A 15,478-nucleotide genomic window follows, 5' to 3' on the forward strand; every position below is an offset into this window, starting at 1 on the left:
AGTGTTGCCATGCTGGCAACTGATTATCTCAGTTTTCGCTATCAGGATGAGGATGTCTTACACAGCCTGAGCCTCGATTTTGCCCGCTACCCGGTGACCGGGTTAGTAGGGGCCAATGGGTGCGGCAAATCGACCCTGTTTATGCTGCTCAGCGGCCTGCTGCGCCCCCAGCGCGGCCAGGTGCTGTGGCAGGGGAACCCCCTCGATTACAGTAAAAAAGGGCTGCTGGCCCTGCGCCAGCGGGTGGTGACGGTGTTCCAGGACCCGGACCAACAGCTGTTTTATACCGATATTGACAGCGATATTGCCTTCAGTTTGCGAAACCTTGGCGTCCCGGAGGCGGAGATAACCCGCCGGGTGGATGACGCCCTGACCCTGGTGGATGCCCAGGGGTTCCGCCAGCAGCCGATCCAGTATCTGAGCCACGGCCAGAAAAAACGGGTGGCCATCGCCGGGGCGCTGGTGATGGACGCAGATTATCTGTTGCTCGATGAGCCCACCGCCGGGCTGGATCCCGCTGGCCGCCAGCAGATGATCACCCTGATCCAGCGTATTGCCGCCAGCGGTAAGCATGTGGTTATCTCCAGCCACGATATCGATCTTATCTATGAGATTTGCCACGGTATTTTTGTTATCAGGCAAGGGCGGCTGGTAGCCAGCGGTACCCCGGATACCGTGTTCCAGGATGCGCAGATGCTGCATAATGCCGGGCTGGTGCAGCCCTGGCTGGTAAAACTCTCGCGTTTACCGGGGTTTGGCCTGTACCGCAGCGAACAACAACTTTTTGACTCCCGGGATCAATAATGACACTGGCAATTATGGTGCAGGGCACCGCCTCTGATGTAGGCAAAAGCGTACTGGTGGCCGGGTTATGCCGTATTTTCCATCAGGACGGGCTGCGCTGCGCCCCGTTTAAATCCCAGAATATGGCGCTGAACTCCGGCATTACCCATGACGGTAAAGAGATGGGGCGGGCGCAAATTTTCCAGGCCGAGGCCGCCGGTATTGAGCCGGATGTGCGCATGAACCCGGTACTGCTGAAGCCGACCAGCGACCGTAAAGCCCAGGTGGTGCTGATGGGCAACGTGGCCAGCGATATGGACGCCCAGCGTTATCATCAGTTTAAACCCCGGCTAAAAGCCCAGGTGCAGGCGGTGTATCGCAGCCTGGCCGGGGAACAGGATGTGATGGTGCTGGAAGGGGCCGGCAGCCCGGCAGAAATCAACCTGCGCGATCGGGATATCGTCAATATGGGGATGGCGGAACTGGCAGAATGCCCGGTTATCCTGGTGGCGGATATCGATCGCGGTGGGGTGTTCGCGGCGATTTATGGCACTCTGGCATTACTACAGGACCACGAACGCTGGCGAGTTAAAGGGGTGATTATCAATAAATTTCGCGGCGATGTTGCGCTGTTGCAGCCCGGGCTGGAACAAATCGAAGCCCTTACCGGCGTGCCGGTTATTGGGGTGATGCCGTGGCTGGATATTGATCTGGAAGATGAAGACGGGGTGGCGATTCAGCGCGGGAAATATCACGGTGTCGCCCGCCAGAGCCTGGAGATAGCGGTACTGAAGCTGCCGCATATTTCCAACTTTACTGATTTTAACCCGCTGGCGGCCCAGCCTGATGTGCGGGTGCGCTACATTAGCCACCCGGGTGAACTCGACGGGGCAGACCTGGTTATTCTGCCGGGCAGTAAAAACACCCTCGGTGATTTACAGTGGCTGCGCCAGAGCGGGATGGCGGCTGCGCTGGTGGAATGGCATACCGCCGGGGGGGCACTTTTCGGGATCTGCGGCGGTTACCAGATGCTTGGCCAGCAGATCAATGATGAGGTGGAGTCTGGCCTTGGGGTGTTGCCGGGGCTCGGGCTGCTGGACACGACCACCACATTTGCCCATGACAAGGTGACAGTACGTACCCGGGCCAGTGTTCTGCCGGGCATGCTGGGCGATGCCGGCGGCCACCCGGTCAGCGGGTATGAGATTCATATGGGGACCACGTTGCTGGCGGCGGGGACGCGCCCGTTGCTCGCCCTGGAAGATGGCGGTGAAGATGGGGCGCTGAGCGGGGACGGGCGGGTGGCCGGGTGCTATCTGCACGGCATTTTTGACAATACCCGCTTTACCCGGGCGCTGCTGGATACCCTGCGTCAGCGTAAGGGCCTGGGCCCCTGGCAGGGGGAAATTGTTGATTACCGCCAGTGGAAATCGCAGCAGTTTGACCTGCTGGCCGCCGCCATGCGCCAGCATATCGATATTAAGACGGTGTACCAGATTATGCAGCAGCATCAGGAGCCTGACCAATGATCGTGATTACCGGAGGGGCCCGCAGCGGCAAAAGTGGCCACGCGGAACAACTGGCGGCCGCTGCCGGGGACAACGTGCTCTACATCGCAACCTCGCAGGTTTATGATGACGAGATGGCGGCGCGTATCGCCCATCACCGGGCCAGCAGGCCCGCCCACTGGCGCACGGTGGAAGCATGGCGCGAACTGGATCTGGTTATCACCCCGCACAATGATCCCCGGGAAGTTATTCTGCTGGAGTGTATTACCACGCTTATCAGTAATCTGCTGTTTGATTTTGTTGGCGATACCCCGGAGTCCAGCTGGGACTTTGCGGCGATTGAAGCCCATATTGCGCATCACATTGGGCTGTTGATGGCGGCCTGTGCCCGCTGCCCGTCGCCTATCCTGTTAGTGACCAATGAAGTCGGAATGGGGATCGTGCCGGAAAATCGTCTGGCCCGGCACTTTCGGGATATTGCCGGGCGGGTAAACCAGCGGCTGGCTGCCGCTGCACAGGAGGTTTGGCTCGTGGTTTCAGGTATAGGAGTAAAAATAAAATGATTCGCTTGTTCTGGGCAACGCTCTCTTTTATGAGCCGCCTGCCGGTGCCGCAACGCTGGAGCCGCGGCCTGGAGATTGAGCAGTACGTGCGCGGGATTATCACGTTCCCGTTTATCGGCCTGCTGTTGGGGGGCCTGAGTGGCACGGTCTTTTTCTTGATCCAGCCCGGTGGCGGGCTGCCGATTGCCGCCTTTGCCTGTGTACTGGCCCTGGCATTACTGACCGGTGGCCTGCATCTGGATGGCCTGGCGGACACCTGTGACGGGGTATTCTCCGCCCGTTCCCGGGAGCGGATGCTGGAGATCATGCGTGACAGCCGGCTGGGGACCCACGGTGGCCTGGCGCTGATTTTTATTTTACTGGGTAAGGTGCTGGTGATAAGCGAGCTGGCGCTGCGCGGCCACGGGATGATCCCGGTGATGGCCGGGGCCTGTGTTGCCGGGCGCAGTGCCGTGGTGCTGATGATGTATCGCCAGCGTTATGCCCGTGAGCAGGGGATGGGCAATTTGTTTATTGGCAAAGTGACCTCCCGGCAGGCCCTGATAACCCTGGCCTTTGGGCTGGCGCTCTGTTTTGCCCTGCTGCGACTACATGGGCTGCTGGCGATGCTGGCGGCGATGGTGATGGTCTGGGCGCTGAGCTGCGCGCTGCGCAAAACCCTTGGTGGCCAGACCGGGGATACCCTCGGGGCGGCCATTGAACTGGGTGAATTAATTTTTTTACTGGCGCTGTTATAGCCAGAACAGACGGGAGAGGTGTGGGTGAATACTGAAGTAACCAATATTGCGGCGCTGGTGGCGGGGATCCGTACCCCGGATCACGAAGCCCAGCAGCAGGCCCAGAGTCACATTGATGGCTTATTAAAACCGTTCGGCAGCCTGGGGCGGCTGGAGTCGCTGGCGGTGCAGCTGGCGGGGATGCCCGGCTGGCAGGGCAAGGCCAGCAAGCCGGAAAAAAAAGCCATTCTGGTGATGTGTGCCGATCACGGTGTCTTTGATGAAGGGGTGGCGGTGTCCCCGCAGGCGGTGACCGCTATCCAGGCCCTGAATATGACCCGCCATAATACCGGGGTGTGTGTGCTGGCGGCGAACGCCGGGGCCGGGGTGTATGTGGTGGATACCGGGATTGATTGCGATCCGCTCCCCGGAGTGAAGGATATGCGTGTGGCCCGGGGCTCCGGCAATATTGCCCGTGGCCCGGCCATGAGCCGCCAGCAGGCAGAAGCATTGCTGCTGGCCAGCGCGAACTATACCCGGGAGCTGGCCGCCAGTGGGGTGACTTTGTTTGGGGTCGGGGAACTGGGGATTGCCAATACCACCCCGGCGGCGGCCATGGTCAGTGTACTGACCGACAGTGAGCCCGCGGAGGTGGTTGGGATTGGGGCGAACTTCCCCCAGCAACAGCTGCGCCATAAAGTGGATGTGGTGCGCCGGGCGCTGGAAGTGAACCTGCCGGATGCCAGTGATGGCCTTGATGTGCTGGCGAAAGTGGGGGGCTTTGATCTGGTGGGGATGGCCGGTGTTATGCTCGGCGCCGCCTCTTGCGGCCTGCCGGTGGTGCTGGACGGCTTTTTATCCTATGCCTCTGCCCTGGCGGCCTGCCGTATTGCTCCGCAGGTCCATGACTACCTGATCCCGTCTCATTTCTCGGCGGAGAAAGGGGCCCGAATTGCGCTGCAACACCTCGATCTGGTGCCGTACCTGAATATGGAAATGCGCCTCGGAGAAGGCAGCGGCGCGGCCCTGGCCATGTCGTTGGTGGATGCCGCCTGCGCCATGTACAGCGACATGGGCACGCTGGCGGCGTGCGCGATTGTTTTGCCGGACTAAGCCGTAAATCTGCCAGGGAAGGCTGTGTTATCCGGGGTGAGGGCATCACGCAATGCTATGCCGCAAAAACTCACTGTAATGACATAAGGATGGTGCTGACATAATCATTCAGGCGCCCCCAGTCAAATATCATCACCGCCCACACCAGCAGCAGCACAATAAAAACCGGGATCATTATTTGGTTAAAGCGTGACATGCGACATCCTGATATTCACCTTTGCCTTTACTTACCGTGTAGTGTAGCGAGCCATCGTGCGGGATGGATGGCATTAATGGCGATGCCGGGCCGCGTTGGCCGGAAGCGGGCACCGAATGCGTGGCACAAAACAGCGAGGTTATCACCCCGTCCGGGGTAAAGGTAAAATTCCCCTGATACTGCATTCCCGCCCTGAGATTGTCCGTTAAATCTGCCGTGAGCTGCAGGGTAAATTGCTGCTTGTCGGGCGCCAGCCCGCAAAGTTGTGCGGCGTCACAGCCAAAATAACGCCCCACCTGGGGGTACAGCCCTTTGAACAGGCTCTCTTTGGCACTGAAGAGCAGTAATAACCCACTGACCACAGAGAACCCGGCCCCGGTGAGCAGCCCTTGTTCCCCGGGGGTGGCAATGGCCGGGGCGATGCTGAGCAGCGTATCCCGGTCGGCGGTTTCGATATCTATGCCAGGGCTGAGGCGGTAGCGGGCGGGGATCAGCAGGGCCAGAGCGCGATCGCCGCTGTGGGACAGTGAGCCCGCCACCAGGGGCGGCCAAAGAGGCTCCCGGGCGCTGCCGCTGGGGATGTCAGCCTCTATCCCCCAGCTGCGCAGGATGTGCTGGCAGGCATAGCGCCCCGCCAGATATTCTGCCAGCCGCTTGGGTACCGCACGGTGAAGGTGATCCGGGCGATGGATCCCCAGCTCACTGAACAGGCCATCGTGCCACCGGGAGAGGGCAAAGCGTACTTCACAGTAGCGTGCCTCGGGCCGGTAGGGATGAGGGCTGAGGATAACATCCTGAATAAACGCGCACATGTCTGGCTCCCGGGGGTAATTATCCGGCTACTATAGGCGATTATGATGGCAGGGGGGAGTGCGAAATCGCGGCGGGAGCACGCCCCGCCGCTGATGGGCTAGTTGTTGATGCGCGGATGCTGATCCACCAGGTTCTGGCGTTGTAACTGCAGGCGGGCAATCTCTTCATCAATATCGTCAATTTTATGTTCGATATTATCGTGATGCTCGCGCAGGATCTCTTTTGCTTCCTGAATATCTGATGCCGCAGGTGTCGCGCCCTTGAGGGGGCGATTAGCGGTTTCTTTCATGGTCAGCGCGGTAATAAAACCAATTACCGCAATCACCATCAGATAATAGGCTGGCATCATCAGATCATTGGTGGTTTCAACCAGCCAGGCCGCTACTGTTGGCGTTAGCCCCGCCACCAGCACTGAGATGTTAAAGGCGCTGGCCAGGGCGCTGTAACGGATATGGGTCGGGAACATGGCCGGCAGGCTGGACGCCATCACCCCGGTGAAGCAGTTCAGGATCACCGCCAGGATCAGCAGACCGGCGAAAATCAGCCCGATAACCCCGCTGTTAATCAGCATAAAGCACGGAATTGCCAGGATCAGTAGTGCAATGCTGCCGCAGAAGATAAACGGACGGCGGCCGATACGGTCACTGACCAGGCCGATAACCGGCTGTACAAACAGCATGCCGATCATAATGGCGATAATAATCAGTACCCCATGATCCTCTGAGTAATGCAGGTTATGGGACAGATAACTCGGCATATAGGTCAGCAGCATGTAGTACGTGACGTTGGTGGAAATCACCAGGCCGACACAGACCAGCAGACCGCGCCAGTGCTTGGTGGCAATCTCTTTAAAAGAGACTTTCGGCCCTTCCTGTAAACCCTGGCGATCGCCCTGTTCCAGTTTATCCACGTGCTGCTGGAAGGCCGGTGTTTCTTCCAGGGCGTGGCGCAGGTACAGGCCAATAATCCCCAACGGTAACGCCAGGAAGAACGGCAGGCGCCAGCCCCAGGCGAGGAAGTTCTCTTCCCCGACAATTGCGGAAATCAGCACCACCAGCCCGGCACCGAGCACGAACCCGGCAATAGAGCCGAAGTCCAGCCAACTGCCCATAAACCCACGCTTACGGTCCGGTGAATACTCCGCCACAAAGATAGACGCGCCGGTATATTCCCCACCCACGGAGAACCCCTGGGCCATCTTACACAACAGTAGCAGTGCCGGGGCCCACAGGCCGATACTGGCATAGGACGGGATAAGCCCGATACAAAATGTACTGAGGGACATGATGACGATGGTGATAGACAAGATACTCTGGCGGCCATACTTATCCCCCAGCATACCAAAGAACAGACCGCCCAGCGGACGGATCAAGAAGGGGACTGAAAAGGTTGCCAGGGCGGCTATCATCTGCACGCCGGGATCGGCCCCCGGAAAGAACACTTTCCCCAGGGCATAGGCGACGAAGCCATAGACCCCGAAATCGAACCATTCCATGGCGTTACCCAGGGAGGCGGCGGTAATTGCTTTGCGTAGTTTGGCGTCATCAATAATGGTGACATCGCTTAACGTAATTGGCGTTAACTTCTTCCTTCTGCGGATCATTATTTTTATCCTCGCTGCTTGTGCCCGGCACGCTAAGTTAACTGTAGCTCACTGGGGCAGGTCGTCGCCTCCCCCGGTGCGCTTGTACAGTCTCCACAAGCGTGGTGCTCAAACGTAGCAGGTTTAGTTGCATTATATAAAAAATGCGATACAACCTAACCTGTTGACGTCTATTGGGTAGTTAAACATTCTATTTACAATAGCATGTGAGCACACTGTGATCAAATTCACATAAATTGACCGGTACTGACAAAACGTGATGATACGCGGGGTTGTGGCCTCTCAGAGCAGGGTGGGTAAGGGCTGACAAGCGAAGCGGTAATGGCAGGGTGATAGCGTAGCGGGATAAAAATAGCACAAAATACCGCGCCCCGAAGACCCCGGCTTTCTGACTCTGGCGTGGCGGGTATGTTCCTCAGCCGCGGGGATATGACGTAGCGGCGGGGTTTGCGATGTTGTGTATTGCATTCCTGCAACGCTTCTACAGGTTTCGTGAAAAACGGCAGCATGTCTTCCGGTTTTGGGTTTATGCCGATGCGTCTTTTCTACCAGTACGTCATCATGATGATTATAGCATTGCCTCTATATAGCTTTTGGCCTATATTCATCAGGAGCGCCTATGTGGTCGATAAAAACAACGGATACGTTTGATGGCTGGTTTATGTCACTTAATGATACGGATCGGGCCTGTGTACTCGCCGCGCTGATGGTGCTGCGGGAAAAGGGACCTGGATTGCCCAGACCCTATGCCGATACTATCAAAGGTTCACGCTACTGCAATATGAAAGCGTTGCGTATCCAAAGCCGGGGCGATCCGATACGGGCATTTTTCGCCTTTGACCCTTACCGCTGCGGGATCCTGCTGTGCGCCGGGAATAAAACGGGAAACGAAAAACGCTTCTACGATGAGATGCCAGCCGCTGGCTGAGCGGGAATTGGCACATTATCTGAATAGCCTGAAGAAAAAGAGGTAATGCTATGGGCAGAACGCTGGAACAGCTCCTTACCGATGAAAAACCAGAGGTGGTAGCAGAAGCAGACATCATGGCGGCTGATATGCTGCTGAATATTCACCTTGCCGAATTACGTGAGAAGGTACAGAAAACCCAGGTAGAAATGGCACAGGCGCTTGGTATCAGGCAACCCACCGTGGCCGGCATGGAAAAGCCGGGGCGCGATCTGAAGCTGTCCACCCTCAAACGTTATGTTGAAGCGGCGGGCGGTAAGCTACGCCTTGACGTTGAACTGCCGGATGGCTCTCACTACGGGTTTTCACTGTAAATACCGGCATGGCCTGGCAGAGGGAGGGGGCCGGTTATCTGGTGGCGCCCTGAGTCACCGGCGACGCAATCGCACATAACAGGCACAAAACAGACATAAAAAAAGCAGCTATCCGGGGATAGCTGCTTCTCTAAATTTGGCTCCTCTGACTGGACTCGAACCAGTGACATACGGATTAACAGTCCGCCGTTCTACCGACTGAACTACAGAGGAATCGTTGTGGAGGCATATATTAGCGGGGGAAAAAGAATTGTCAAACCCCAATCGACACATTGTGGTTTGACTGCTGAAATTATCGACACCGCTCCGGGCCGGTGAGCTTTCGGCAGGCCGCTCAGGCCCGGAGCGGTGAGCGCATCAGCCCCCAGGGCACAAAACGTCCGCGTCGGGTCGCCGGTATTGCCGCGCAGACACAATCCCTTTTGCCAGGAGGGTGTTATACTCAAATATCGAAATGAAGTTTCAATTTTCCTGTAGTGGGACCCCCTTGAACATACAATTACCGCTGCGCCGGATGGTGTCCGGTACGACCTGGTTTCGTCACCGGAAAGGTTATAAAACGCTGTTCTGGCGTGAAATAACCCCGCTTGCTGTGCCTATTTTTCTTGAAAATACCTGTGTGCTGCTGATGGGGGTACTCAGTACCTTCCTGGTGAGCTGGCTGGGCAAAGAGGCCATGGCCGGTGTCGGGCTGGCGGACAGCTTCAATATGGTGGTGCTGGCGTTTTTTGCCGCTATCGACCTCGGGACGACGGTGGTGGTGGCGTTTAGCCTCGGGCAGCGTAAGGCCTCCCGGGCCCGGGCGGCGGCCCGGCAATCCCTGGTGATCATGACCATTTTCGCCGTTGTGCTGGCGGCGGTGGTCCATCTGTGTGGCGGCTATATTGTCGATGTCGTCGCCGGGGAGGCCAGCCCCGAGGTAAAAGTGCTGGCGCTGAGCTATTTGCAATACACCGCCTGGAGCTATCCGGCGGCGGCCATTGCCCTGATTGGTAGTGGGGCCCTGCGCGGGGCGGGCAATACCCGGATCCCGCTGCTGATCAATGGCGGAATGAATATCCTCAATATTATTATTAGCAGCGTGCTGATTTATGGGGCGCTGGGCTGGCCGGGGCTGGGGTTTGTCGGCGCCGGTCTGGGGCTGACCATCTCCCGCTATATTGGGGCCATTGCCATTATTTATGTGTTGATGATTGGGGTGAACCCGGCACTGCGCATCCGGCTGGGGAGTTATCTAAAACCCCTTGATATGGTGATTTTGCGTGATGTACTGGGGATCGGTATCCCCGCCAGTGTGGAATCGGTACTGTTTAACGGCGGTAAGCTGCTGACCCAGATGTTTGTGGCGGGGATGGGCACCAATGTGATTGCCGGTAACTTTATTGCCTTCTCTTTTGCGGCACTGATTAACCTGCCCGGTAATGCGCTGGGCTCTGCGTCGACCATTATTACCGGACGGCGGCTGGGTAAGGGGCAGGTGGGGCAGGCGGAGCGCCAGCTACGCCATGTGTTCTGGATGGCGACGATTATTCTCACCGCGATAGCCTGGCTAAGCGCCCCGTTTGCCGGGGTGATCGCTGCTTTTTACACCCGGGAGCAGGACGTTATCGACGTGGTAAAACAGCTGCTGTGGCTTAATGCGGCCTTTATGCCTATCTGGGCGGCATCCTGGGTGCTGCCTGCCGGGCTTAAAGGCGCCCGGGACGCGCGCTTTGCCATGTGGGTGTCGATGCTGGGTATGTGGGGGTGTCGCGTGGTGGCGGGTTACCTGCTCGGGATCCATTTTGGGTTTGGGGTTGTTGGGGTCTGGCTGGGAATGTTTCTGGACTGGGCGGTGCGCGCCGGGTTCTTCTACTGGCGTATGGTCAGCGGGCGCTGGTTATGGAAATATCCCCGCCCGCCGAAACACACCGGGTGATGCACTGGACGGCGGGCTGTCGCGTTACAGATAGGTTTGGTGAATCACCCGCATGGTATGCCCGGAGCTGGTGCTGTAGATATTCCTGACCAGCACCTCAATCAAATGGCCTGATTCCGTTCGGCACATGATATGCGCCGGGGTGTTGTTGGCCTGGTTTAGGCATACCTCGGGGGGGACCTCCGGGCCGCTGATGATGGCGCCGGTAAACCAGGCGGCGTGGGAACCGGTGCCAAACAATAAAATAGTCCCGACTATCCCGCTAATGAATAACGATTTCATGTCCATATCCTTATGACCATATCCTTATGACCAATAAAGGGCTCCGGTGATAAACGCGGCGGGTAGCCCTCTGTAGCTACCTGAAAAGCCTAAATCAGCGGACGGGAAAGCACAATTGCCGACGGTGATTAGCGGATTTTTCAGCAAGAAATGGTGAGCAACAGTTGATTTGTCTGATATCACCCCGCTTCGGTTAGCACAAGGTCCGCAGGGGAGAAAACCGACGGTAAGGGAACAAAAAACGGGCCGTTAACCGGCCCGTCAGATGAGGTGATGATTAGCGGGTGGCGGGGCGATAATCGCCTACGGCCGGCTGTTCAGTGGTTTGAGCCTCTGGCCACAAAGCGTCATAAGGCATGCCGGTAAAGTCTTCCACAATGTCGCGAACTTCCGGGGTAACGTCACTGCGCTTACCGTGATTTTTCAGGCGTTCTACTTCTGCCACAAACAGCCCGTGGGTTTTTTTGTTGAGGCGGAAGGTCAGCGCCTGCCAGGTGGCCAGCACTAACAGCCCGGCGGTACCGATAAACAGCGTCATGGCAATGGTGTGTACCGCTTCAGGCGGCTGCACCAGGCTACCTTTAATAAAGCCACCGGTTTGCAGTACAAAGCCGACAATAAAGGTGGCAATGGCCACGGTGGTTTTGCGTGAGAAGGTCATGACAGCAGCGAACAGACCTTCGCGACGCTGGCGGGTGATCATCTCGTCGATATCCGGGATAAACGGGAACACGGTCCACGGGATGAACTCAAGGATAGACCGGCCCACCTGGTAGACCACCGCCAGGGCAATCAGCAGCATTGCTTTTTGCTCCGCAGGGAACAGGTACATCAGCAGGAAGCCCCCCAGGCACAGCAGCATCACGCTATAGGCGAACACGTACAGCCGGGACGGACCAATCTTAATGATGGCAAACCCCGCCAGCAGGGTCACCGGAATCCCGATGATGCTCATGGATAACAGGCTGCCGGAAAACGCCGAGGAGACGTGCAGGCAGTAAACACAGAAGAAGACAAAAACGGTGTTGTAGATATCTTTAGCCGTAAAGGAGAACAGATAGATAGCCAGGTGTTTACGGAATGCCCGGACTTTCAGGGTAGAGAAGTATTCTTTAAATAACCCGCCAATCGCGGCCAGCTGTTGCCCGGCAGTGCGCGGGGCAGCCTGGCGATGCTGTTCCAGTTCGGCCTGCATTTCCGGGGTCAGCTCGCGCTCCCAGGTCACTTTCCAGGAGATAAACACGCACAGCATAAAGACCACCGCAAACACGATACCGTTAATCAGGTAGGCATCCGCGTTGTTCTCCCCCAGCATGCTGATCAGAATGCCCGGGATAAAGGTTGCCAGGAAGGTCCCGGTGGCGGAGAGCAGCATCCGGCAGGTAGAGAGCTTGGTACGGTCGTTAAAGTCTTTGGTCATTTCTGACGGGAGCGTTTCCCAGGGGATCAGCACCATTGCCGCAATGACTTCAAACGCCAGGTACACCGCAAGGTAGAACCAGTAATTCATGCCGTTGAGCCACAGCAGGGCGTATACCAGCATCAATGGTGCGCCGATCAGCAGGAAAAAGCGCCGGCGGCCAAAACGACGACCGAGGGCATTTTTGTAGAAATGGTCGGTAAAGCTGCCCATAAACAAGCTGATCACCGCATCAACAATACGGGCGATGGCCACGATGGATGCCGCCTGCATAGGGGAGAGGCCCACAAAGGTGGTGTAGTAGAACAGCAGCCAGGCGCCGATGACTGTAAATGCACCGCCGCCCATAATATCGGTTAATCCATATCCCACACCGACCGGGATAGTAATTTTTCTATTACTGGCTTTCATTAATATATTCCCCGTAATCTTTTAGTTAACGGAAATAAATAGGAAAGTAACGTAAATCTTCCCCTGTGGCGGCTAATGCCGTGCCAATGTTATTATTTTTTAAAGATACTGTTATAACGGCTGCGCGAATGTTGATAGTGCCGTTGGCATGGGAATAATTCCCTGATGGCAACCGGTTTAGCCGCGCTGTTATCCGGCGTAGTCGCGAATGACTTTTTGTTTTGATAGTGTTAAAAACATTATAAATCAAATGCATGATGTTGCTCCTCACGGGCAGCTTTTGTCATTCTTTTTCGTAGGACAGGTCCGGCAGTTGCCGAGTGACTACAAGGTATACCTCGCGCAATCTTTGTGTCTACTACCATACAAGATCGCGAGTTATTATTGTGATAGTCATCAAAATAAATATTATTTCTGCCCTCAGAGCTTATCCCCGCGCCATTTATTTTCATTTTTATTCCTCCTGGTATTATTTCAGTAAGGGGCGACCAGCCAGGATCTATTTATTCTATTAATGATTAATTTTGTGCGCTGGTCGTGGTTTTATGGTTTAGCCGCTCACTTTATCGTTTCGGGCTCTTGATTCCTGCCGGGGGGACCTCTATTCTTCATTTCATTGATACTAGTATGGTAGATGCTAGTCCACTATGAAGAAGGGTCGTGATTATGCAGATGACAATGCGCTGGTTTGGGCCAGAGGAAGACAAGGTAACCCTCGAAAATATTCGTCAGGTCCCGGGTGTTGAAGGGGTTGTCGGTGCGTTATATGACGTGCCGGTTGGGGACGTGTGGCCGGTAGAGAAAATCAAAACCCTGGTGGGCCAGGCTCACCGCGCCGGGCTGAAGATGGAAGTCATTGAAAGCGTCAATATTCATGATGACATCAAAATTGGCGCCCCGGCGCGTGACCGCTACATTGCTAATTACCAGCAAACCATCCGCAACCTCGCTCAATTCGGCGTTAAGGTCATCTGCTATAACTTTATGCCGGTGTTCGACTGGATGAAGACCGACATGAATTATGTGCTGCCGGATGGCTCACTGACCATGGCGTTCGAGAAAAAAGGCATTGATAAAAGCCTGGAAGAAGTGGTGCGCGAGGTGCTGGACAACGCCAACGGTTTTGCGCTGCCGGGCTGGGAGCCAGAGCGTCTGGCGAAAGTGCAGGAGTTGTTTGCCCGCTATCAGGATGTGGACGACGATAAACTGCGTGAAAACCTGGTCTACTTCCTGAAAGCCGTGATCCCGGTATGTGAAGAAGTGGGCGTGAAGATGGCCATCCACCCGGACGATCCGCCGTACTCTATCTTTGGCCTGCCGCGGATCATTAAAAACCGCGCCGATCTGGACTGGCTGTGCAATGCGGTGGACTCTGAAGCCAACGGTATTACCCTGTGCACCGGCTCCATCGCCGAAGATCCTGATAACGACGTCTGCGACATTCTGGCGGAGTTTACGCGCCGCAAGCGCATCCATTTTGCTCACGTGCGTAATATTAAGATAATTAAAGATAAAGACTTCTATGAGAGCGCCCATCCGTCCCGCTACGGCTCCCTGGATATGTACCGGGTGATGCAGGCGCTGTATGACAACGGGTTTGATGGCTACATCCGCCCGGACCACGGACGCTTTATCTGGGGTGAGACGGGGCGCCCGGGTTACGGCCTGTATGACCGCGCCCTCGGGGTGACCTACCTGATTGGGCTGTGGGAAGCGCTGGAAAAACAGCAGCAGCCAGCCTGAACCTGAACGTTCGTCAGCCACACACCGGCCCCGGGAGATTTCCCCCGGGGCTTTTTTATCGGTAGTTATCCGGCAATGGTGCATTTATGGTCATAAGCCGAATATCTCAGCACTAAGAATGGCAGTTAGCGAAACGTGATCCAGATAGAAAAGCTATAATAAACTTACATCTGCTGCGACTGAGGAAGGGAATAATGCATCCTGTCAAACTGCTTTGTACTCTTGTCGTATTGCTCGCCAGCCAGAGTGCGCTGGCCGTAAGTTATCCACTGCCACCGGAAGGAAGCCGCCTGGTCGGCCAGAACCAGACCATCACCATCCCCCCAAACAACAGGCTGCCCCTTGAGGCCTTTGCGGCCCAGTATGGCCAGGGGCTCAGTAATATGCTGGAAGCCAACCCCGGGGTTGATGTTTATCTGCCACACGCCGGTAGCCGGTTGATCATCCCGCAACAGCTGATTCTGCCCGACACTGTGCGCGAGGGTATTGTGGTTAACGTGGCGGAAATGCGGCTGTATTACTATCCCCCCGGGGGCAATACCGTTGAAATCTTCCCTATTGGTATCGGCCAGGCCGGGCGGGAGACCCCGCGTAATTGGGTGACTTCGGTACAGCGTAAGCAGGAGGGCCCCACCTGGACACCGACTGCCAACACCCGGCGCGAGTATGCGAAAGAGGGAAAAACCCTGCCGGCCTTTGTGCCCGCCGGGCCGGATAACCCAATGGGGCTGTATGCTATCTATATTGGCCGCCTGTATGCCATCCACGGTACCAATGCCAACTTCGGCATTGGCCTGCGGGTTAGCCAGGGGTGCATCCGCCTGCGGGATGCCGATATTAAATACCTGTTTGATAACGTGCCGGAAGGCACCCGGGTGCAGTTGATTGATCAGCCGGTAAAATACACCGCCGAGCCGGACGGCAGCCGCTGGGTGGAAGTGCATGAGCCGCTGTCGCGCAACCGCGCGGAGTTCGAGTCCGACCAGAAAGTGCCGCTGCCGATCACCGCAGAGATGCGCAGCTTTCTCAACGGGCCAGGGGTCAGTTACGGGAGTGTGCAGGGGGCGCTGGCGCGCCGTTCCGGGATGCCGGTCAGCATTGGCTACCGTTAACCGGCAGGCAGCCCGC

At 56.6% G+C, this 15,478-nt stretch carries 15 protein-coding genes, 1 tRNA gene and 1 pseudogene; 10 read left to right on the forward strand and 7 right to left on the reverse strand.

Features of this window, described 5'->3' with window-relative positions:
* Positions 1–9 precede the first annotated feature (9 nt).
* From F9C28_RS06980 to cobT, 5 genes are read left to right on the forward strand one after another with little or no spacing between them, the layout of a single operon-like run.
* Complete coding sequence (locus tag F9C28_RS06980; RefSeq protein ID WP_199014519.1) at positions 10–804, forward strand: ATP-binding cassette domain-containing protein; 795 nt, start codon at positions 10–12, stop codon at positions 802–804.
* Positions 804–2,312 (forward strand): cobyric acid synthase, encoded by a 1,509-nt coding sequence (locus F9C28_RS06985; protein ID WP_199014520.1) that lies wholly within the window; start codon positions 804–806, stop codon positions 2,310–2,312. The genes F9C28_RS06980 and F9C28_RS06985 overlap by 1 nt, the downstream gene beginning before the upstream one ends.
* On the forward strand, positions 2,309–2,854 hold the full coding sequence (cobU, locus tag F9C28_RS06990) for a bifunctional adenosylcobinamide kinase/adenosylcobinamide-phosphate guanylyltransferase (protein WP_199014521.1): 546 nt from the start codon (positions 2,309–2,311) through the stop codon (positions 2,852–2,854). The genes F9C28_RS06985 and cobU overlap by 4 nt, the downstream gene beginning before the upstream one ends.
* Complete coding sequence (cobS, locus tag F9C28_RS06995) at positions 2,851–3,591, forward strand: adenosylcobinamide-GDP ribazoletransferase (RefSeq protein ID WP_199014522.1); 741 nt, start codon at positions 2,851–2,853, stop codon at positions 3,589–3,591. Before cobU ends, cobS begins: the two co-directional genes overlap by 4 nt.
* Positions 3,592–3,636: 45 nt before the next feature.
* Positions 3,637–4,683, forward strand: a complete 1,047-nt coding sequence (gene cobT, locus F9C28_RS07000; RefSeq protein ID WP_408641453.1) for a nicotinate-nucleotide--dimethylbenzimidazole phosphoribosyltransferase — start codon at positions 3,637–3,639, stop codon at positions 4,681–4,683.
* A gap of 70 nt (positions 4,684–4,753) precedes the next feature.
* Here the strand turns inward: cobT and F9C28_RS20325 are convergent, their stop codons facing one another.
* The 3 genes from F9C28_RS20325 to proP form a co-directional block, all read right to left on the reverse strand.
* Positions 4,754–4,879, reverse strand: coding sequence for a hypothetical protein (locus F9C28_RS20325; RefSeq protein WP_269846418.1), 126 nt, complete (start codon positions 4,877–4,879; stop codon positions 4,754–4,756).
* Positions 4,858–5,691, reverse strand: coding sequence for a 4'-phosphopantetheinyl transferase family protein (locus tag F9C28_RS07005; protein WP_199014524.1), 834 nt, complete (start codon positions 5,689–5,691; stop codon positions 4,858–4,860). Before F9C28_RS07005 ends, F9C28_RS20325 begins: the two co-directional genes overlap by 22 nt.
* A gap of 98 nt (positions 5,692–5,789) precedes the next feature.
* Entirely contained in the window at positions 5,790–7,292 is a 1,503-nt protein-coding gene (proP, locus tag F9C28_RS07010) for a glycine betaine/L-proline transporter ProP (protein WP_199014576.1), read from the reverse strand.
* Positions 7,293–7,914: 622 nt separating this feature from the next.
* On the opposite strand from proP, the pseudogene F9C28_RS07015 reads away from it, so the two are divergent.
* Both F9C28_RS07015 and F9C28_RS07020 read left to right on the forward strand, forming a co-directional pair.
* Positions 7,915–8,269, forward strand: a pseudogene (locus F9C28_RS07015) (type II toxin-antitoxin system RelE/ParE family toxin).
* A gap of 4 nt (positions 8,270–8,273) precedes the next feature.
* Positions 8,274–8,576, forward strand: coding sequence for a helix-turn-helix domain-containing protein (locus F9C28_RS07020; RefSeq protein ID WP_199014525.1), 303 nt, complete (start codon positions 8,274–8,276; stop codon positions 8,574–8,576).
* A 137-nt stretch (positions 8,577–8,713) separates the two neighbouring features.
* Here the strand turns inward: F9C28_RS07020 and F9C28_RS07025 are convergent.
* Positions 8,714–8,789 (reverse strand) — tRNA-Asn (locus F9C28_RS07025).
* 241 nt (positions 8,790–9,030) lie between these two features.
* On the opposite strand from F9C28_RS07025, the gene F9C28_RS07030 reads away from it, so the two are divergent.
* The gene (locus tag F9C28_RS07030) at positions 9,031–10,494 is read left to right on the forward strand and encodes an EmmdR/YeeO family multidrug/toxin efflux MATE transporter (RefSeq protein ID WP_199014526.1); all 1,464 of its coding nucleotides are present in this window, start codon (positions 9,031–9,033) and stop codon (positions 10,492–10,494) included.
* A 24-nt stretch (positions 10,495–10,518) separates the two neighbouring features.
* On the opposite strand, the gene F9C28_RS07035 is transcribed toward F9C28_RS07030, so the two are convergent.
* The 3 genes from F9C28_RS07035 to F9C28_RS07045 all read right to left on the reverse strand — a co-directional run bounded on the left by F9C28_RS07035 (position 10,519) and on the right by F9C28_RS07045 (position 12,863).
* Entirely contained in the window at positions 10,519–10,776 is a 258-nt protein-coding gene (locus tag F9C28_RS07035) for a hypothetical protein (protein ID WP_199014527.1), read from the reverse strand.
* Positions 10,777–11,053: 277 nt separating this feature from the next.
* Complete coding sequence (locus F9C28_RS07040; RefSeq protein WP_199014528.1) at positions 11,054–12,607, reverse strand: MFS transporter; 1,554 nt, start codon at positions 12,605–12,607, stop codon at positions 11,054–11,056.
* A gap of 25 nt (positions 12,608–12,632) precedes the next feature.
* Positions 12,633–12,863, reverse strand: coding sequence for a hypothetical protein (locus F9C28_RS07045; protein ID WP_199014529.1), 231 nt, complete (start codon positions 12,861–12,863; stop codon positions 12,633–12,635).
* 410 nt (positions 12,864–13,273) lie between these two features.
* Here F9C28_RS07045 and uxuA point away from each other — a divergent pair, with 410 nt between their 5' ends.
* Both uxuA and ldtA read left to right on the forward strand, forming a co-directional pair.
* A complete protein-coding gene (uxuA, locus tag F9C28_RS07050; protein ID WP_199014530.1) occupies positions 13,274–14,350 on the forward strand; it encodes a mannonate dehydratase in 1,077 nt (358 codons plus the stop codon).
* A gap of 194 nt (positions 14,351–14,544) precedes the next feature.
* On the forward strand, positions 14,545–15,462 hold the full coding sequence (gene ldtA, locus F9C28_RS07055) for a L,D-transpeptidase (RefSeq protein ID WP_199014531.1): 918 nt from the start codon (positions 14,545–14,547) through the stop codon (positions 15,460–15,462).
* Positions 15,463–15,478: the final 16 nt, after the last annotated feature.

Origin of the sequence: Shimwellia pseudoproteus, assembly GCF_016415625.1 — a bacterium.
In the GTDB taxonomy this organism is placed as follows: Bacteria; Pseudomonadota; Gammaproteobacteria; order Enterobacterales; family Enterobacteriaceae; genus Shimwellia; species Shimwellia pseudoproteus.